The organism is Streptomyces sp. NPDC035033 (genome assembly GCF_040636735.1).
GTDB lineage: Bacteria > Actinomycetota > Actinomycetes > Streptomycetales > Streptomycetaceae > Streptomyces.
This window is the reverse complement of record NZ_JBEZUZ010000128.1, coordinates 1-16,772: the sequence shown is the minus strand read 5'-3', so window position 1 is coordinate 16,772 and position 16,772 is coordinate 1. Positions and strand designations below refer to the sequence as shown.

The 16,772-nt window shown below is 71.0% G+C and carries 18 protein-coding genes; 6 read left to right on the top strand and 12 right to left on the bottom strand.

Going from position 1 to position 16,772, the window contains the following annotated elements:
* Nucleotides 1-316: 316 nt before the first annotated feature.
* Together AB0E83_RS32545 and AB0E83_RS32540 are read left to right on the top strand one after the other, a co-directional pair.
* A complete protein-coding gene (locus AB0E83_RS32545; RefSeq protein WP_362119927.1) occupies nucleotides 317-1,543 on the top strand; it encodes a PTS transporter subunit EIIC in 1,227 nt (408 codons plus the stop codon).
* A 281-nt stretch (nucleotides 1,544-1,824) separates the two neighbouring features.
* Nucleotides 1,825-3,078: a PTS transporter subunit EIIC gene (locus AB0E83_RS32540; protein WP_362119925.1), complete on the top strand. Its 1,254-nt coding sequence runs from the start codon at nucleotides 1,825-1,827 to the stop codon at nucleotides 3,076-3,078.
* Nucleotides 3,079-3,138: 60 nt separating this feature from the next.
* Here AB0E83_RS32540 and AB0E83_RS32535 read toward each other — a convergent pair whose 3' ends face one another.
* A complete protein-coding gene (locus AB0E83_RS32535) occupies nucleotides 3,139-3,891 on the bottom strand; it encodes an MBL fold metallo-hydrolase (protein ID WP_362119923.1) in 753 nt (250 codons plus the stop codon).
* Nucleotides 3,892-4,096: 205 nt separating this feature from the next.
* Here AB0E83_RS32535 and AB0E83_RS32530 point away from each other — a divergent pair, with 205 nt between their 5' ends.
* Nucleotides 4,097-4,579, top strand: coding sequence for a type II toxin-antitoxin system PemK/MazF family toxin (locus AB0E83_RS32530; RefSeq protein WP_362119921.1), 483 nt, complete (start codon nucleotides 4,097-4,099; stop codon nucleotides 4,577-4,579).
* A 28-nt stretch (nucleotides 4,580-4,607) separates the two neighbouring features.
* Here AB0E83_RS32530 and AB0E83_RS32525 read toward each other — a convergent pair whose 3' ends face one another.
* From AB0E83_RS32525 to clpS, 7 genes are all read right to left on the bottom strand, one after another.
* Complete coding sequence (locus AB0E83_RS32525) at nucleotides 4,608-5,558, bottom strand: cysteine synthase (protein WP_362119919.1); 951 nt, start codon at nucleotides 5,556-5,558, stop codon at nucleotides 4,608-4,610.
* Between the two features lie 12 nt (nucleotides 5,559-5,570).
* Nucleotides 5,571-5,849, bottom strand: a complete 279-nt coding sequence (locus AB0E83_RS32520; protein ID WP_362119917.1) for a MoaD/ThiS family protein — start codon at nucleotides 5,847-5,849, stop codon at nucleotides 5,571-5,573.
* A 94-nt stretch (nucleotides 5,850-5,943) separates the two neighbouring features.
* A complete protein-coding gene (locus AB0E83_RS32515; protein WP_362119915.1) occupies nucleotides 5,944-6,060 on the bottom strand; it encodes a putative leader peptide in 117 nt (38 codons plus the stop codon).
* 152 nt (nucleotides 6,061-6,212) lie between these two features.
* A complete protein-coding gene (locus AB0E83_RS32510; RefSeq protein WP_362119913.1) occupies nucleotides 6,213-6,638 on the bottom strand; it encodes a M67 family metallopeptidase in 426 nt (141 codons plus the stop codon).
* A gap of 76 nt (nucleotides 6,639-6,714) precedes the next feature.
* The gene (locus AB0E83_RS32505; RefSeq protein ID WP_362119911.1) at nucleotides 6,715-8,151 is read right to left on the bottom strand and encodes an amino acid permease; all 1,437 of its coding nucleotides are present in this window, start codon (nucleotides 8,149-8,151) and stop codon (nucleotides 6,715-6,717) included.
* A gap of 318 nt (nucleotides 8,152-8,469) precedes the next feature.
* Nucleotides 8,470-9,051 carry a DUF2017 domain-containing protein gene (locus AB0E83_RS32500; RefSeq protein WP_362119909.1) on the bottom strand — a complete coding sequence of 194 codons (582 nt, stop codon included), beginning with the start codon at nucleotides 9,049-9,051 and terminating at the stop codon, nucleotides 8,470-8,472.
* Complete coding sequence (clpS, locus tag AB0E83_RS32495) at nucleotides 9,051-9,365, bottom strand: ATP-dependent Clp protease adapter ClpS (RefSeq protein ID WP_362119907.1); 315 nt, start codon at nucleotides 9,363-9,365, stop codon at nucleotides 9,051-9,053. The genes AB0E83_RS32500 and clpS overlap by 1 nt, the downstream gene beginning before the upstream one ends.
* 100 nt (nucleotides 9,366-9,465) lie before the next feature.
* Between clpS and AB0E83_RS32490 the strand changes: the two genes are divergently transcribed.
* Together AB0E83_RS32490 and AB0E83_RS32485 are read left to right on the top strand one after the other, a co-directional pair.
* Nucleotides 9,466-10,794, top strand: a complete 1,329-nt coding sequence (locus tag AB0E83_RS32490) for a nicotinate phosphoribosyltransferase (protein WP_362119905.1) — start codon at nucleotides 9,466-9,468, stop codon at nucleotides 10,792-10,794.
* A 95-nt stretch (nucleotides 10,795-10,889) separates the two neighbouring features.
* Nucleotides 10,890-11,489 (top strand): isochorismatase family protein, encoded by a 600-nt coding sequence (locus tag AB0E83_RS32485; RefSeq protein ID WP_362119903.1) that lies wholly within the window; start codon nucleotides 10,890-10,892, stop codon nucleotides 11,487-11,489.
* A 116-nt stretch (nucleotides 11,490-11,605) separates the two neighbouring features.
* On the opposite strand, the gene AB0E83_RS32480 is transcribed toward AB0E83_RS32485, so the two are convergent.
* Together AB0E83_RS32480 and AB0E83_RS32475 are read right to left on the bottom strand one after the other, a co-directional pair.
* A complete protein-coding gene (locus AB0E83_RS32480; RefSeq protein WP_362119901.1) occupies nucleotides 11,606-11,917 on the bottom strand; it encodes a hypothetical protein in 312 nt (103 codons plus the stop codon).
* A gap of 144 nt (nucleotides 11,918-12,061) precedes the next feature.
* Complete coding sequence (locus tag AB0E83_RS32475) at nucleotides 12,062-14,500, bottom strand: immune inhibitor A domain-containing protein (RefSeq protein ID WP_362119899.1); 2,439 nt, start codon at nucleotides 14,498-14,500, stop codon at nucleotides 12,062-12,064.
* A 351-nt stretch (nucleotides 14,501-14,851) separates the two neighbouring features.
* Between AB0E83_RS32475 and AB0E83_RS32470 the strand changes: the two genes are divergently transcribed.
* Nucleotides 14,852-15,142 carry a hypothetical protein gene (locus AB0E83_RS32470; protein WP_362119898.1) on the top strand — a complete coding sequence of 97 codons (291 nt, stop codon included), beginning with the start codon at nucleotides 14,852-14,854 and terminating at the stop codon, nucleotides 15,140-15,142.
* Nucleotides 15,143-15,163: 21 nt separating this feature from the next.
* Here the strand turns inward: AB0E83_RS32470 and AB0E83_RS32465 are convergent, their stop codons facing one another.
* Both AB0E83_RS32465 and AB0E83_RS32460 read right to left on the bottom strand, forming a co-directional pair.
* The gene (locus AB0E83_RS32465) at nucleotides 15,164-15,838 is read right to left on the bottom strand and encodes an RDD family protein (protein WP_362119896.1); all 675 of its coding nucleotides are present in this window, start codon (nucleotides 15,836-15,838) and stop codon (nucleotides 15,164-15,166) included.
* 92 nt (nucleotides 15,839-15,930) lie between these two features.
* Nucleotides 15,931-16,772, bottom strand: an 842-nt coding sequence (locus AB0E83_RS32460; protein ID WP_362119895.1) for an RDD family protein, incomplete at its 5' end; no start/stop codon positions are given.

The following is a 16,772-nucleotide window of genomic DNA, read 5'->3' as shown; positions in this document are numbered from 1 at the left end:
GTCTCTCCCTGTCCGTTCCGTTCGCGGGACACGCGAATCTCGGCGCACCTGCGGTCCGCGTTGTCACGGTAACCCACGGTTGGCCCAACTTCGCGAGCGAGTGCCACCGTTCTGCCGAATGATGACGATCACCGGCGGCCTGTCCTCAGCGGGCTCCCGGAGCCTACCGCAAGTGGTCTACACCAGTCTGCAACGAGACGCGGCCCCGGCCTGTTCCGGGGCGAGGAGGTCGCCGATGAGTACCGACAGCGCAGCCGGGCGGGGGAAGGCTTCGAGGAAGGTCTCGTGGGGAGGCTTCTTCCAGGGGCTGCAGAAGATGGGCCGCAGCCTCCAGCTGCCCATCGCGGTGCTCCCCGCGGCGGGCATCATCAACCGGCTGGGGCAGGACGACGTCTTCGGCAAGGACGGCCTGGGCTGGGACAACGTCGCCAAGGTGATGGCGGGCGCGGGCGGCGCGCTGCTCGACGGCAGCCTCGGTCTGCCGCTGCTGTTCTGCATCGGCGTCGCGATCGGCATGGCGAAGAAGTCGGACGGGTCGACGGCGCTGGCCGCGGTGGTGGGCTTTCTCGTCTACTACACGGTGCTGCGGCAGTTCCCGAAGGACTGCCCGACGGGGACGGAGGACATCGGGGGCGGCTGCCTCGGCGCCGACCAGGCGTTCGCGGGGTACACGTACCAGAACCCGGGCGTCTTCGGCGGCATCGTCATGGGTCTGCTGGCGGCGTACCTGTGGCAGCGGTTCCACCGGACGAAGCTGGTGGACTGGCTGGGCTTCTTCAACGGGCGCCGGCTGGTGCCGATCATCATGGCCTTCGTCGGCATCGTGTTCGCGGCGCTGTGCCTGTGGATCTGGCCGCCGATCGGTGACGCGCTGGAGAGCTTCAGCGACTGGCTGGTGGGGCTGGGCGCGTGGGGGTCGGGCATCTTCGGCGTGGCGAACCGGGCGCTGCTCGTGATCGGTCTGCACCAGTTCCTGAACGTGCCGGTGTGGTTCCAGTTCGGGACGTACACGAAGCCGGACGGGACGACGGTCCACGGCGACATCAGCATGTTCCTGGCGGGCGACCCGGAGGCGGGCCAGTTCACCACGGGCTTCTTCCCGATCATGATGTTCGCGCTGCCGGCGGCGGCGCTGGCGATCACCCACTGCGCGCGGCCGAACCGGCGCAAGGAGGTCGGCGGTCTGATGCTGTCGGTGGCGCTGACCTCGTTCGTCACGGGCATCACGGAGCCGCTGGAGTACTCGTTCCTCTTCATCGCGCCGGTGCTGTACGGCATCCACGCGGTGCTGACGGGCGTGTCGATGGCGGTGACGTGGGCGCTGGGCGTGAAGGACGGCTTCAGCTTCTCGGCGGGCCTGATCGACTACGTGATCAACTGGAACCTGGCGACCAAGCCGTGGCTGATCATCCCGATCGGCCTGGGCTTCGCGGTCGTGTACTACGTGATCTTCCGGATCGCGATCACCAAGTTCGACCTCCCCACCCCGGGCCGCGAGCCGGAGGAGGTCCAGGAGGAGCTGGAGCGGGACAACGTGAAGTAGGCGACCGGTAAGACCTGTCCGTTCCGGGGCTTTCGGGCCCCGGACGGGAGGGCGGAAAGGCCCCTGGACCTCGTGGTCCGGGGGCCTTTTGTCACGCCTTCATCACTATGCCCGCGCACCGAAAATTCGCAGGTTCCTTATCTAAGTCTCACGTGCTACAACTGGTCTACACCACTCATTGGTGTAGACCACGCGGTCCAGACCACCGCGTTCCACGAGACGCCGCCGTCACCCCCTTTGTCACTGTCCTCTGGCGGCGCCTTGCCTACTGGAGGAAGTTGATGAGTACGGCCACCGCCCAGGCCGCCGCTCCCGCGAAGAAGCGCGGATCCGGCCTGTTCCAGGGCCTGCAGAAGGTCGGTCGCAGCCTGCAGCTGCCGATCGCCGTGCTGCCGGCCGCGGGCATCATGGTCCGGCTGGGTCAGCCGGACGTGTTCGGCGCCGACGGTCTCGGCTGGGACAAGGTCTCCGCCGTCTTCGGCAACGCGGGCGGCGCCATCACCGGCGCCCTCCCCCTGCTCTTCTGCGTCGGCGTGGCCATCGGCTTCGCCAAGAAGGCCGACGGCTCCACCGCGCTCGCCGCGGTCGTCGGCTTCCTCGTCTACAGCAAGGTCCTCCAGGCCTTCCCCGTCGTCGAGGCGAAGGTCCAGGACGGCGCGGACATCGCCGCGAAGTACAACGACCCCGGTGTCCTCGGCGGCATCATCATGGGTCTGCTGACCGCCGTGCTGTGGCAGAAGTACCACCGCACCAAGCTGGTCGACTGGCTCGGCTTCTTCAACGGCCGCCGTCTCGTCCCGATCATCATGGCCTTCGTCGGCCTCGCCGTGGGCGTCTTCTTCGGCCTGGTCTGGGAGCCCATCGGCAACGGCATCTCGAACTTCGGCGAGTGGATGACCGGCCTCGGCGCCGGCGGCGCCGCGCTCTTCGGCGGTGTGAACCGCGCGCTGATCCCGATCGGCATGCACCAGTTCGTGAACACCGTCGCCTGGTTCCAGCTCGGCGACTTCACCAACGCCGCCGGCGAGGTCGTCAACGGCGACATCCCGCGCTTCCTGGCCGGTGACCCGACGGCCGGCATGTTCCAGTCCGGCTTCTTCCCGATCATGATGTTCGGCCTCCCGGCCGCCGCCATCGCCATCGCCCACTCCGCCCGCCCGGAGCGCCGCAAGGTCGTCCTCGGCATGATGGTCTCGCTGGCCCTGACCTCGTTCGTCACCGGTGTGACCGAGCCGATCGAGTTCTCCTTCATGTTCATCGCGCCGGTCCTGTACGTGCTGCACGCCGTCCTGACCGCCCTCTCCATGGCCGTCACCTGGGCGCTCGGCGTCCACGCGGGCTTCAACTTCTCGGCCGGCTTCATCGACTACGCCCTGAACTGGACGCACGCGACCAAGCCGTGGCTGATCATCCCGATCGGTCTCGTCTTCGCGGCGGTCTACTACGTGGTCTTCCGCTTCGCGATCACCAAGTTCAACCTCCCCACCCCGGGCCGCGAGCCCGAGGAGGAGATCGAGGACCTCACCAAGGCGTGAGCCCCTCCCCGTACGCGCAAGGGCCCCGGAACCTCAGGTTCCGGGGCCCTTCCCGTGTCGTCAGACCTCGTAGACCGCGCCCGACTTCGCCAGCTCCGCCGGCCCGGCGTACACCTCGCGCGCGTCCGCGAGGTTCCGCTCGCCGTCCGTCCACGGGGGGATGTGGGTGAGGACGAGACGGCCGACGGCGGCGCGGGTGGCGTGGGCGCCGGCCTCGCGGCCGTTGAGGTGGAGCTCCGGGATGTCCTCCTTGCCGTGGGTGAAGGAGGCCTCGCAGAGGAAGAGGTCGACGCCGTCGGCGAGGGAGTGGAGGGCGTCGCAGACGCCGGTGTCGCCGGAGTACGCCAGGGAGCGGCCGCCGTGTTCGACGCGGATGCCGTACGCCTCCACCGGGTGGCACACCTTCTCGGTGCGGACCGTGAACGGGCCCAGGTCGAAGGTGCCCGAGCCCAGGGTGCGGAAGTCGAAGACCTCGCTCATCGAGGTCGGGGAGGGCGTGTCGGCGTAGGCCGTGGTCAGGCGCTGTTCGGCGCCCTCGGGGGCGTACACGGGGATCGGGGCGCAGCGGCCGCCGTCGTGGCGGTAGTAGCGGGCGACGAAGTAGCCGCACATGTCGATGCAGTGGTCCGCGTGCAGATGGCTGAGGAAGATCGCGTCGAGGTCGTAGAGACCGATGTGGCGCTGCAGCTCGCCGAGGGCGCCGTTGCCCATGTCGAGGAGCAGCCGGAAGCCGTCGGCCTCGACGAGGTAGCTCGAACAGGCCGATTCCGCGGACGGGAACGACCCGGAGCAGCCGACGACGGTGAGCTTCATAGGAGCGTGAACCTCCGTGGACGGGTGCGGTCAGGCACGCAAGGGGAGGGGGAGGCCGTGCGGTCAGACGAGAGTAAGGCGCACGGGGGCCGGTCGCTCCTTCGTGGCGTCCCGTTGTGGGCGAACTCACGGGCTCTGTCACCGGTTCGGATGGACGGCGGGGCGCGGCGGCGCGGTGCGGCGGTCGCCGGTAACGTCATGGGGTATGGACACGTCGTGGTGGCCCGCGCTGGCCGCGGTCGTGGTGATCGCGCTGGTGGTCGTGGTCGCCGACGGGAGGAAGCGGTCGGCCCGCGGGCCCTCGGGGCGGACCCGTCCGCCGGCGCGTCCGGCGCCGCGCGGGAAGCGGCCGGCCCGGAAGCGGCCGGCCGGTGCGCGGGTGCCGCGGGCCGGGGAGATCTGGTGGGCCGAGGTGCCGTTCGAGGACGGTCCGCGGTCGAAGGACCGGCCGTGCCTGGTGCTGGTGGTGCGGGGCGACGGGGCGCTGGTCGCGAAGATCACCAGCAAGTACCACGACGAGCGGCCGGGGGTGATCGCGCTGCCGCCGGGGGCGGTGGGCGACGCGCGGGGGCGGGCGAGCTTCCTGGAGACGGACGAGCTGCGGGACGTGCCGCTGGCGGACTTCCGCCGGAGGGTGGGCGAGGCGGACCCGGTCGTGTGGGACCAGGTCCGCCATCTCGCGCGCTAGGCCGTTTCCTTCGGAGCGGGCCGGGGGGTCAGGCCCAGAGCTGGCCCTGGACCGTGGCGATGGCCTCTTCGGTGGTGGCGGCGGTGTAGAGGCCGGTGGAGAGGTACTTCCAGCCGCCGTCGGCGACGACGAAGGCGATGTCGGCGCTCTCGCCGGCCTTGACCGCCTTGTTGCCCACGCCGATCGCGGCGTGGAGGGCCGCGCCGGTGGAGACGCCGGCGAAGATGCCCTCCTGCTGGAGGAGTTCCCGGGTGCGGGTGACGGCGTCGGCCGAGCCCACCGAGAAGCGGGTGGTGAGGACGGAGGCGTCGTACAGCTCGGGGACGAAGCCCTCGTCGAGGTTGCGGAGCCCGTAGACGAGGTCGTCGTAGCGGGGCTCGGCGGCGACGATCTTGACGTCGGGCTTGTGCTCGCGCAGGTAGCGGCCGACGCCCATGAGGGTGCCGGTGGTGCCGAGGCCGGCCACGAAGTGGGTGATGGACGGCAGGTCGGCGAGGATCTCGGGGCCCGTGGTGGCGTAGTGGGCGCCGGCGTTGTCCGGGTTGCCGTACTGGTAGAGCATCACCCAGTCGGGGTGCTGCCCGGCCAGTTCCTTGGCGACCCGGACGGCGGTGTTGGAGCCGCCGGCGGCCGGGGAGGAGATGATCTCCGCGCCCCACATGGCGAGCAGCTGGCGGCGCTCCTCGCTGGTGTTCTCGGGCATGACGCAGACGATGCGGTAGCCCTTGAGCCTGGCCGCCATGGCCAGGGAGATGCCGGTGTTGCCGCTGGTGGGCTCCAGGATGGTGCAGCCGGGGGTGAGCCGGCCGTCCTTCTCCGCCTGTTCGATCATGTGGAGCGCGGGGCGGTCCTTGACCGAGCCGGTGGGGTTGCGGTCCTCCAGCTTGGCCCAGATGCGGACGTCCTCGGAGGGCGAGAGCCGGGGAAGGCGGACGAGCGGCGTGTTGCCGACGGCCGCCAGCGGGGAGTCGTATCGCATGGGCCGGGCCGCTCAGACCATGCCGCCGGCGACGGCCGGCAGGATCGTGACGCTGTCGCCGTCGGACAGCTTGGTGTCGATGCCGTCGAGGAAGCGGACGTCCTCGTCGTTGAGGTAGACGTTGACGAAGCGGCGGAGCTTGCCCTCGTCCACGATGCGGGCCTCGATGCCGGAGTGGCGGGTCTCCAGGTCGGCGAAGAGCTCGGCGAGGGTGCCACCGCTGCCCTCGACGGCCTTGGCGCCGTCGGTGTAGGTGCGGAGGATCGTCGGGATGCGGACCTCGATGGCCATGGCGTGGGCTCCTGTCGGGAGTGGCGTGGTGGGCGCGCGGCGGAACCCCCGCGCGAGGGGGTGGTGCGTGGTGAGGTGCGCTCGGCCGGGTCGTTCAGAGCCCAGCGCGGGGCGAACAGATCGCGCTGGCGAGACGGCACAGGTCGACGTGCAGGCGGGCAACGAGCAGGAGGGTGCCCGGAGTCTCTTCGCTCACGTCGTGGGAAACCATGCGGTCATCGTATCGATTCCCGGTCCGGGTTCCGGAATGTGATCTCAGATGGTGGATGTTTGCCGACCACCTGTCGGGACGGAGGCGGACCGGGGGCGGGGCGGCCGGTGGGCCGGGGAGGCGGGGCGGCCGGTGGACCGGCCGCCCGGGGGTCACTCGTACGCCTCGACGACCTTGACCTCTTCCTCCTCCACGACGCCGTCGACGATCGTGTACGAGCGGAACTGGAAGTCGCCGGCGCCGTCGGTGTCGGCGGTGGAGACCAGGACGTAGTGGGCGCCCGGCTCGTTGGCGTAGGTGATGTCGGTGCGGGAGGGGTACGCCTCGGTCGCCGTGTGCGAGTGGTAGATGATCACGGGCTCCTCGTCCCGGTCGTCCATCTCGCGGTAGAGCTTGAGGAGGTCGGCGGAGTCGAACTCGTAGAAGGTGGGCGAGCGCGCCGCGTTGAGCATCGGGATGAACCGCTCGGGGCGGCCCGAGCCGACCGGTCCCGCGACCACGCCGCAGGCCTCGTCGGGGTGGTCCGCCCGGGCGTGTTCCACGATCCGGTCGTACAGGTCTCGGGTGAGGGTCAGCATGCCGACAGGATAAGCAGACGGGCCACCCCGTACCGAGGAGTGGTACGGGGCGGCCCGGATGCTGGGACGGGGTGGGTCAGGAGCGCTTGGCGAAGGCGGCGCTCTCGGGGTTGCGGGCCTTGAGCACCAGGTAGGCGACGGCGAGGAGCAGGCCCCAGACGGGGGCGCCGTAGAGGGCGACGCGGTTGCCCTCGTCGATGCCCATGGTCACCACGACCAGGCCGATGAAGGCGAGGGCGAAGGAGCTGGCCCAGATGCCGCCGGGGGCCTTGAAGGACGACTGGGGCAGCTCGCCGCGGTCGGCCTTGAGGCGGAAGCGGATCTGGCAGATCAGGATCATGATCCAGGCCCACATGCCGGAGATGGTGGCGAAGGAGACGACGTAGTTGAACGCCTCGCCGGGCCACTGGTAGTTGATCCAGACGCCGACCATCATCAGCGCGGCCGAGAAGGTGGTGCCGATCAGCGGGGTGCCGCTCTTCGTCAGCCGGGTGAAGAGCTTCGGGCCCTGGCCGTTGAGCGCGAGGTCGCGCAGCATGCGGCCGGTGGAGTACATGCCCGAGTTGCAGGAGGAGAGGGCGGCCGTCAGGACGACGAAGTTGACGATGGCGGCGCCGATGCTGAGGCCCATCTCCTCGAAGGCGGCGACGAACGGGGAGACGCCCGGCTTGAAGTGGGTCCACGGGACGACCGACAGGATCATGATGAGCGCGCCGACGTAGAAGACGGCGATGCGCCACGGCACGGTGTTGATGGCCTTGGGCAGGACGGTCTTCGGGTCCTTGGACTCGCCGGCGGTGACGCCGACCAGCTCGACGGCGAGGAAGGCGAACATGACCATCTGGAGGGTCATGAGGGTGGAGACGAGGCCGTCCTCGCCGGCGAAGAAGCCGCCGAGGTCCCACAGGTGGGTGATCGACGCGGTGTCACCGGCGTCGGAGAAGCCGATCGTGAGGATGCCGGCGCAGATCAGGATCATGCCGATGATGGCGGTGACCTTGACCATGGAGAACCAGAACTCCAGCTCGCCGAAGAGCTTCACGGAGATCAGGTTGGCGCCGTAGAGGATCACGGTGAAGACCAGGGCGGAGAGCCACTGCGGGATGTCCCACCAGTACGTCATGTAGGTGGCCGCGGCGGTGACCTCGGTGATGCCGGTGACGACCCAGAAGAGCCAGTACGTCCAGCCGGTCACGAAGCCCGCGAAGGGGCCGATGAACTCCCGCGCGTACTCCGAGAAGGAGCCGGAGACGGGGCGGTACATGAGGAGCTCGCCGAGCGCCCGCATGATGAAGAAGATCACGAGGCCCGCGAGGGCGTACGCGAGGATCAGGCTGGGGCCCGCCTTGGAGATGCCCTTGCCCGCGCCGAGGAAGAGGCCGGTGCCGATGGCGCCGCCGATCGCGATCATCTGGATCTGGCGGGCGCCGAGTGCCCGGTGGTAGCCCTCGCCCGAGGCGGAGTCCGCGGCCTCATTGCCGTCGTGGTGCTGGTCGACCTGCACTGAGGTCATGGTGGTGCGCCTTTCTCCATGCTGATCCGCGCGACGGCGAGTGCGTCTGCTGCGGATCAGGTCCTGATCCCCCCGGATGTGGATGGAGTGCCGCCGGCGGTCAGCCGGCCGAAGCGCCCTCGGGAACAGGGGTGGCGTCCCCGAGCGGTCGTGAAGATTTATCACGGGGTGAGGGGTGATCGACGGAGTTGCGCGTGACCCACGCCACAAAAAAATCAGGAGAAAAGGGACTTAAGACGGCAAGGTGGTCGCCCGTATAACGAGTTCGTTATCCGGATTTGAGCGTCCGCTGAGCGAACGCCCCGCCGCGCCCGTCCCTCAGGACATCAGCGTCTCGACCAGTGACTCCTGAAGGGCGCCGAGCCAGAGATAGGCCATCACCATGGGCTTGCGCGGATCGCTGTCCGGCAGCCGGTAGAGCCGCTCGCTCTCCTCGTCCTCGGTGATCTCCAGCCGGGTGGCGATGGTCAGCCGCAGGTCGTTGAGGGTGCCGAGCCAGGCCCGGGACTCGTCCGGGGTCAGCTTCAGGACCACGGACTCCTCCGGCCCCTCGCTGCTCAGCCCGTCGAGGGCGCGCACCACCGCGAGGGCGTCCTCGCGCTTGCGGGCGCGCAGGTCGTTCTCGGTGAAGCGGCGGAAGTCGGCCGCGGCGGCCCGCAGCTCCTCGGTGTCGTCCGCGTACGCGTCGGGGAAGAGCCGGCGCAGGGCGGGGTCGGCGGGGGGCTTGCTGGGGCCCTCGGCGAAGAGGGCGGCGAGGGGGTCGGCGTCCGCGTCGGGCTCGTCGCCGGGGCCGATCAGCTCCAGGAGCTGGACGGCGAGGGAGCGCAGGATGGAGACCTCGACCTCGTCGAGGGCGACGGCCGCGCCGCCGCCGGGCACCGTCTCGAAGTGGCCGGCCATCAGCCGCGGTCCTGGGAGAGCGTCGCCCACAGTCCGTAGCCGTGCATCGCCTGCACGTCCCGTTCCATCTCCTCGCGGGTGCCGCTGGAGACCACCGCGCGGCCCTTGTTGTGCACGTCGAGCATCAGCTTGTGCGCCTTGTCCTTGGAGTAGCCGAAGTACGTCTGGAAGACGTAGGTGACATAGCTCATCAGGTTCACCGGGTCGTTGTGCACGAGGGTGACCCAGGGGACGTCGGGCTCGACGACCGCGGAGACCTCCTCGGCCGACTCGGTCCGTTCGATCTCGATAGGCGCGATGCTCACCCGTCCCATGCTGCCACCCGGCACCCCCCGTCGCGCAAACGGGCCGCCCCGACGGGAACACCGCCGCACTATTCGTCAGACTGACGAATAGTGCGCTAGCATTCCTGCCATGAACGCTGCGGACCTTGGGCTCCCGGTGGACGTGCCGTCGACCGCGCTCTTCACCGACCAGTACGAGCTGACCATGCTCCAGGCGGCCCTCCGGGCCGGCACCGCCGACCGGCACTCCGTCTTCGAGGTCTTCACCCGGCGGCTGCCCGAGGGGCGGCGGTACGGCGTCCTCGCGGGCGTCGGCCGGGTCCTGGACGCCGTCGAGAACTTCCGTTTCGACCCGGCCGTCCTCGGCTTCCTGCGCGAGCGCGGGATCGTCGACGAGCCGACCCTGGAGTGGCTGTCCCGCTACCGCTTCTCCGGCGACATCTGGGGCTACCCCGAGGGCGAGGTGTACTTCCCCGGCTCCCCCGTGCTGCGCGTCGAGGGCTCCTTCGCCGAGTGCGTGCTCCTGGAGACGGTGATCCTCTCGATCCTCAACCACGACTCGGCCATCGCGGCCGCCGCCTCCCGCATGTCGGCCGCGGCGGGCGGGCGCCGGCTGATCGAGATGGGCGCCCGCCGCACCCACGAGCTGGCCGCCGTGGCCTCCGCCCGCGCCGCCTACGTCGGCGGCTTCGACTCCACCTCGGACCTCGCGGCCGGCTTCCGCTACGGCATCCCGACCGTCGGCACCTCCGCGCACGCCTTCACCCTGCTCCACGACAGCGAGCGGGACGCCTTCCGCGCCCAGGTCGACACCCTGGGCCGGGGCACCACCCTCCTCGTCGACACCTACGACGTGACCGAGGCGGTCCGCGCCGCCGTCGAGATCGCCGGGCCGGAGCTCGGGGCCGTCCGCATCGACTCCGGCGACCTGCTGCTCGTCGCCCACCGGGTCCGCCAGCAGCTCGACGAGCTGGGCGCCCGGGACACGAAGATCGTGGTCACCTCGGACCTCGACGAGTACGCCATCGCCTCGCTGGCCGCGGCGCCGGTGGACGCGTACGGGGTCGGCACCCAGCTGGTCACCGGCAGCGGGCACCCCACCTGCTCGATGGTCTACAAGCTGGTCGCCCGTGCCTCCTCGGCCGATCCGAAGGCCCCCCTGGTCCCGGTGGCGAAGAAGTCGCTGGGCGGCAAGGCGTCCGTCGGCGGCCGCAAGTGGGCGGCGCGCCGCCGCGACGCCGACGGGGTCGCGGAGACCGAGGTCGTCGGCACCGGACCGGTCCCGGAGGCCCTCGCGGGCGACCAGCTCCTGGTCGAGCTGGTCAAGGGCGGCGAGGTGATGGCCCGGGAGCCCCTGGAGGCCGCCCGCGCCCGGCACATCGCGGCCCGCGCCGCGCTGCCGATGTCGGCCGTCCAGCTGTCGCGCGGCGAGCCCGTGCTGCCGACGGAGTACATCTAGAGATACGTCCAGAGCCCGGTGACGTCCCCTCCCGGAGCGGGGGCGGAGTCTCTAGGCTCGGGCCCACCCCTTCCGACCACCCGAGGACACCCGCCATGCACCGCGCACTGATCGTCGTGGACGTACAGAACGACTTCTGCGAAGGCGGCAGCCTCGCCGTGACCGGCGGCGCGGACGTCGCCGCCGCCATCACCGAACTGGTGGGCGAGGCGGCCGGCGCCGCGTACCGGCACGTCGTCGCCACCCGTGACCACCACATCGACCCGGGGGCCCACTTCGCCCCGGCCGGCGAGGCGCCGGACTACGTCGACTCCTGGCCGGCGCACTGCGTGGCCGGCACCGAGGGCGTCGGCTTCCACCCGAACTTCGCCCCCGCCGTCGCCGGCGGCGCCGTGCAGGCCGTCTTCGACAAGGGCGCGTACGCCGCCGCGTACAGCGGCTTCGAGGGCTTCGACGAGAACGGCGTGCCGCTCGCGGACTGGCTGCGCGCCCGGGAGGTCACCGAGGTCGACGTGGTCGGCATCGCCACCGACCACTGCGTCCGGGCCACCGCCCTGGACGCGGCCCGCGCGGGCTTCCGCACCCGGGTGCTGCTCGACCTCACGGCGGGCGTCGCCCGGGCGACCACCGACCGGGCGCTCACGGAGCTCCGCGAGGCCGGTGTGGAGCTCCGGGGCGAGCCGGTCGTCGCCTGAGCCCGGAGCCCCGGGCCCCGCGGGCCCCGCGGGGCCTTAGCCCGGAGCACCGGCCCCGGGCCCTGAGCCCCGCGTCCGGGGCCCCGTGTCCCGCGGGGTCCGTCTCCCGGGCCCGCTCAGGCCGCGGGGGCCTTGGGCAGGGTCCTGGCCGGGTGCCACAGCTCCTGCGCGGCGCCCGGTGTGGACCTCCACAGCAGCCCGTCCGGGTGGTGGAGGACGGCGGTGATCTCGTCCGGGGTGGGCGGCTCGGCGTTCCCCCGCAGGTAAACCGACCGCAGGCCCAGGTTTCGGAGCCTGGTCAGGGCCCGCGCCCGGTTCGCGGCGTGGACGAGGAAGCGCACGGTCGCGCCGTCCCCGGCCGGGCTGGGCAGCCCTATCGCGACCACCACACTGCCTCCCGGCAACTTGCAGAACCCTCCACCGGGCATGCGGAACCACTCCCCCGTGAGCCGACTGTCAATAAGGAGTTCCTGAGAACTCGGTCAGCTGCACCTAAACACGATCGGCCGCCGCCCGCTAGAGGGCGACGGCCGATCACGCTTTGACCTGCGGTTTTGCCAGTGGCTAGTCGATCATCGGGTCGACGGGCCCACCCGGACCGTGATCGTCTGGCCGTTCTTCGGCTCCTTGACGACCTCGATCTTGGTGTTGGTGTCAGTGACCTTCACGCCGGCGCGCTTGGTCTCCTCGAACCAGTACGTGCCCTTGCGGTCGTCGAAGACCGGGTTGCCCGGCTGCGAGCGGACCCAGGTCGGGACGTCCTTGAGGTGCAGCTGGAAAGCGTCCGTCCGGTACGTTCCGAAGGTGGAGTCGTACGCCTGGACGCGGTTGCGCATCAGGGTGCCGTCGTGCCACTTCAGCGGGGTCGGGTGGGCGTCGATCGGGAGGATCAGGCCCTGGCCCGGGTGGACGGAGGTGTTGTTGTCCTTCTGGGACAGGTCCCACTTCCAGATGAGCAGACCGTTCTGGTACGGGTAGTGCTCGACCCAGTTCTCGCGGTCGCCGGTGAAGCCGAAGTTGTACGGGCCGACCTTGAGGGTGGCGTCGTACGAGACGTACTGGCGGTTCTCGGCGATGTAGTACTGCTCGTACTCGTTGGTGAAGCCCTTGCCGACCCGCGAGAAGCCCTTCGGCGTCCAGCCGTTGTCGCCGTTCTCGGCGCCGTCGGTGAAGACGGGGGCGCCGTCGGCGGTCAGCGTGATGGCGTCGGCGGTGAAGCCCTTGCCGCCCGCGCCGCCGTCCGTCTGGTAGCGGAAGCGGAGGTCGAACTTCTTGCCCGCGTACGCCGAGAGGTCGTAGACGAGCTTCTTGTGGGCGCCGGAGACGTCGGTCAGCGCCGGGGAGCCGGCCGCGTCGCGCGGGAGGGCCTTGCCGTCGGCGGTGCCGTCCACGGCGGTCCAGTTGGCGCCGCCGTCCGTCGACACCTCGGTGTAGAGGTAGTCGTACTCGGCCTCGATGTCGTACCAGCCCTGGAGCTCCAGGGAGGCGGACGACCGGCCCGTCAGGTCGACGGAGCGGGTGAGGGTGTTCTTGAGGTCGTCACCCATGTCGCTCCACCACTGGGCGGCGCCCTCGGCGGGGGCGACGATGTCGGTGGTGACGGCCTTCTTCGGCAGCTCGACGAGGAGCGCCTGCGGGTTCTTGGTGTTGTACTCCGCGACGCCCAGCTTGTGGACGGACTTCTCGGCGCGCTGCTCGTCGGTCACCTTGGTGTAGTTGAGCCAGCCGAGCTGCAGCTTGTCCCAGGCGTTCATGTCGCCGGGCATGTCGCCGATGGAGTCCTTGCCCAGGCCCAGCCAGGAGCCGGAGGACATCAGCGACCAGTAGCCGGTCGAGTTCTCGCCGCCCGCGGTGTCGTACAGGTCCGGCAGGCCGAGGTCGTGGCCGTACTCGTGGGCGAAGACGCCGAGGCCGCCGTTCTCGGGCTGCATCGTGTAGTCGCCGACCCAGATGCCGGTGTCGCCGATCGGGGTGCCGCCGGCCTTGTTGTTCTCCGGGCCGGTCTTGCCCGCGCTGGTGCCGTAGGCGTACCAGCGGTGGGCCCACAGGGCGTCGCCGCCCTGGACGCCGCCGCCCGCCGACTCGTCCTCGCCGGCGTGGACGATCTGGAAGTGGTCGATGTAGCCGTCGGACTCGTTGAAGTTGCCGTCGGCGTCGAAGTCGTAGCGGTCCCACTGGTCGTAGGACGCCAGGTCGGCCTTGATCTGGGCGTCGGTCTTGCCCTGGGCCTTCTGGTCGGCGACCCAGGCGTTGACGCCGTCGCGGACGGTGTCCCACACGTTGGCGCAGTTGGACTGGCCGCAGTAGTTGGAGCCGTAACGGGCCTCGTTGTAGGGGACCTTGACCCAGTCGGAGACCATGCCGTCGACCGAGTAGCGGCCGGACGAGGTGCGCTCGTAGTAGGTCTTCAGCGACTGCTTCGGCTGGCCGGTCTTCGGGTCCTTGCCGGTGCCGAAGTACAGGTCCTCGAAGTGCTTCTGGTCGTAATCGGCCTGCCACGCGGTCGAGTTGTCCTTCGACCGGTCGGGCTCGGCTATCGCGTTGTGCAGCGGGCCGGGCTGGCCGCCGAACTTCGGCTTCAGCTCGTCCGTCTCGTCGTCCTTGCGGTCGACGAGGGTGGTGGTGTCCACCTGGTCGCCGAACTCGACCAGGATGGTGAAGATCTTGTCGGTCTTCTCGCGGCCGAGCTCGACGTACTTCTTCGCGTCGAGCTTCACGACCTGCGAGCCCCCGCGGCGCTCGATCGTGGCCTCGCCCTTGAGGACCTGCTCCAGCGCGGCCTTGCGCTGCTGCGCCTGCTGCTTGCTGAAGGGGCCGTCGAGGTCGTGGTCGACCGCGGTCTTCTCGTTGCCGTGGTCGTGGCCCGGGGCCGGGTCGTGGCGGACGTCCGCCGCCGTGATCCTGCCGTCCTCGTTCGCCCAGGCGGTGCTGAAGGTCGAGGCGGTGGCGGCGGTGGCCGCGAGCGCCACGACGACCGCGGACGCCCGAATCGCCCGTCGTCTGTTGGTCACTTGGTGTCGTTCCTCCCCGGCGCCCGCGCCTCCGGACCAGAAGGTGGGGTGTCCGTCCGGCGGGGTCGCGCGTCACAAGTGACGACATTCGACCGGAGAGAGTCGAGAAAAGACAGATCTTGACTTGCACACACCAAGTGCACTATGCGGGTGTCGAAATCCGATATGCGGACGGTCCGCAAGGGGAAGAGAGGTGAACATCACGGTGCCGGAGGGCCGTCGGGCCCGTTCCGTGCCACCCGTGCGCCCCCCGTGCTCCGGCACCATGGGCCGGGTCGCGCTTACCCGGCGTTCCGTCCGGGCATCGAGCGTCGTAGAGTCGACCGGGAGTCCGGAGGGGCGGTATCCGTCATGCAGCGTCCGAACGCAGCGCAGTACGCCTACGGTTCGGCCGTCGTGGTCCTCGCGACCGCCGCGCTCCTGCTCCTGACCGGTGCCACCGGACCGCCCGGCATCGTCCTGTCCTGCCTCGCCGGGCTGCTGCTCGGCGTCCTCGTGGCGGTGACGATGCCCAAAGGGGCGCGGTCCGTCAAGTCCCCGGGCACGGCCGCCGTCCCGCCGCCGGCGCGGGCCGGGAACGACGCGGTCCGGGTACCGGCCGCGCAGGTGGGCGCGGGAGCCGATGCCCGGACCGGTCCGTGAGTCCGTCCGTTCCGCCGGGGGCTACTGGGGCACGGTGACGACCACCGTCTTCGCCGCCTTGTCGTGCAGGCCCTGCTTGTAGGGCTTGTCGACCAGGATGAGGATGAGCAGCAGCAGCGGCCAGAGGCAGGCGCAGCAGATCAGCGCGGGCAGCCAGAGCACGACCGCCCGCAGCAGGGACTGGCTCATCGGGGGCGTGGAGCCGTCGTTGAGCATGGCGACGCGCAGCTTCATCAGCCGCTTGCCGAGGGTCTGCCCGTTCTTCGCCGTGAGCACGGTGTCGTACGCGACGTAGGCGACGATCGTGAGGAGCTGGAAGACGAGCTGGCCGCCGCCGGTCCAGGTGGCCTGGAAGTCGTCGCCGTCCACCGTCGCCCGGTCGTAGACGTCGAACGGGATGCCGATGATCGCCAGCGGCACCGCGATGATCACCCAGTCGATGAGCCGGGCGAGGATGCGGCGCCCGGACTCGGCGAGCGGCGGCATCCCGGAGAGCGGGTCGGTGCCGCCGTATCCCCCGCCGTAGCCGCCGTACGGGGGCGGGGGCGGGTACGGGGAGTCGTACGGGCTGCCCGGCGGCGGGCCTCCCGACGGCGGGGGGCCGGGCGGCGGGGAGCCCGGCGGCGGCTCCTGGGGCCGCTTGCGGAACGGGTCGTCGTCGGGGGGCGGGCCGGGCGGCGGCTGGTCGGTGCTCATGGGGGCATCGCATCCCGGCCGTCCGGGGCCCGCAACGGATGGGCGCCCGTCCGGGGGACCCGCCCCGGCGGGCCGGTCCCCCGGACGGGGCGTCAGACCTTCGCGACGAAGGTGCGGGCGGCCTTGTCGTGCCAGCACTGGCGCCACGGGCGGTCGAAGACGCACCACAGCACGTTCACGACGCCGATGACGAGCAGGCCCAGGAAGGTGTACAGGAACCAGCGGCGCAGGGAGCGGCCGAAGGACGGCGGCTCGTGCGCCTCGATGTCCCGGACCTGGAGGCCGCACAGCTTCTTGCCGAGCGTGCGGCCCCACTTGGCCGTGGGCAGCGCCTCGTACAGCACGCCGAGGACGAGCAGCAGGCCGAGCGCGATGCCGAACTGGACGGAGGTGGTGCCGTCGACCAGCCAGACCTGGACGGTGACGCCGGACCGCTTGGCGGCCTCGATCTTGGCGTCGATGTGGTCGAGGGCCGCGGTGACGAAGGGGAAGGCCGCGCCGGCCGCCATCGCGCCCACCAGGAGGGTGTCGACCAGCCGGGCGAGGAGCCGGCGGCCGAGCCCGGCCGGGGGCGCGGACGCCTGCTCGCGGGCGGCCCGCAGGAACGGGTCATCGACCGGCGGCTTCCACGGCACGACCGGCTGCTGCCCCTGCGGCTGCGCCGGCTGCGGCACCGGCTGCTGGGCCTGGTGCGGCTCCGGGGCGGCGGGCTGCTGCGGCCGGGCCCAGGAGGGCGCGGCGGGCGCGGGCGCCGGGGAGGGCGTCGGAGCGGGCGCCGGCGCGGGGGCCGGCTGGGGCTGGGGCTGTACGGGCGCGGGGGCCGGGGCCGGGGGCGGGGCCGCCGGGGGCCGCCCCCCCCCCCCGGCCCCCCCCGGCCCCCCCCCCGGGGGGGGGGCCGGGGGCGCGGGGGAGGGCGGGCGCGCCGGGGGGGCGG

Bases quoted from the DNA above. Each gene is read 5' to 3' on its own strand.
- AB0E83_RS32490 (WP_362119905.1), top strand. From the start codon at position 9,466: ATGAACGCTGCGGACCTTGGGCTCCCGGTGGACGTGCCGTCGACCGCG.
- AB0E83_RS32465 (WP_362119896.1), bottom strand. From the start codon at position 15,838: ATGAGCACCGACCAGCCGCCGCCCGGCCCGCCCCCCGACGACGACCCG.
- AB0E83_RS32515 (WP_362119915.1), bottom strand. From the start codon at position 6,060: ATGGTTTCCCACGACGTGAGCGAAGAGACTCCGGGCACCCTCCTGCTC.
- AB0E83_RS32485 (WP_362119903.1), top strand. From the start codon at position 10,890: ATGCACCGCGCACTGATCGTCGTGGACGTACAGAACGACTTCTGCGAA.
- AB0E83_RS32535 (WP_362119923.1), bottom strand. From the start codon at position 3,891: ATGAAGCTCACCGTCGTCGGCTGCTCCGGGTCGTTCCCGTCCGCGGAA.
- clpS (WP_362119907.1), bottom strand. From the start codon at position 9,365: ATGGGACGGGTGAGCATCGCGCCTATCGAGATCGAACGGACCGAGTCG.
- AB0E83_RS32470 (WP_362119898.1), top strand. From the start codon at position 14,852: ATGCAGCGTCCGAACGCAGCGCAGTACGCCTACGGTTCGGCCGTCGTG.
- AB0E83_RS32520 (WP_362119917.1), bottom strand. From the start codon at position 5,849: ATGGCCATCGAGGTCCGCATCCCGACGATCCTCCGCACCTACACCGAC.
- AB0E83_RS32525 (WP_362119919.1), bottom strand. From the start codon at position 5,558: ATGCGATACGACTCCCCGCTGGCGGCCGTCGGCAACACGCCGCTCGTC.
- AB0E83_RS32545 (WP_362119927.1), top strand. From the start codon at position 317: ATGGGCCGCAGCCTCCAGCTGCCCATCGCGGTGCTCCCCGCGGCGGGC.
- AB0E83_RS32480 (WP_362119901.1), bottom strand. From the start codon at position 11,917: ATGCCCGGTGGAGGGTTCTGCAAGTTGCCGGGAGGCAGTGTGGTGGTC.
- AB0E83_RS32540 (WP_362119925.1), top strand. From the start codon at position 1,825: ATGAGTACGGCCACCGCCCAGGCCGCCGCTCCCGCGAAGAAGCGCGGA.
- AB0E83_RS32505 (WP_362119911.1), bottom strand. From the start codon at position 8,151: ATGACCTCAGTGCAGGTCGACCAGCACCACGACGGCAATGAGGCCGCG.
- AB0E83_RS32510 (WP_362119913.1), bottom strand. From the start codon at position 6,638: ATGCTGACCCTCACCCGAGACCTGTACGACCGGATCGTGGAACACGCC.
- AB0E83_RS32530 (WP_362119921.1), top strand. From the start codon at position 4,097: ATGGACACGTCGTGGTGGCCCGCGCTGGCCGCGGTCGTGGTGATCGCG.
- AB0E83_RS32500 (WP_362119909.1), bottom strand. From the start codon at position 9,051: ATGGCCGGCCACTTCGAGACGGTGCCCGGCGGCGGCGCGGCCGTCGCC.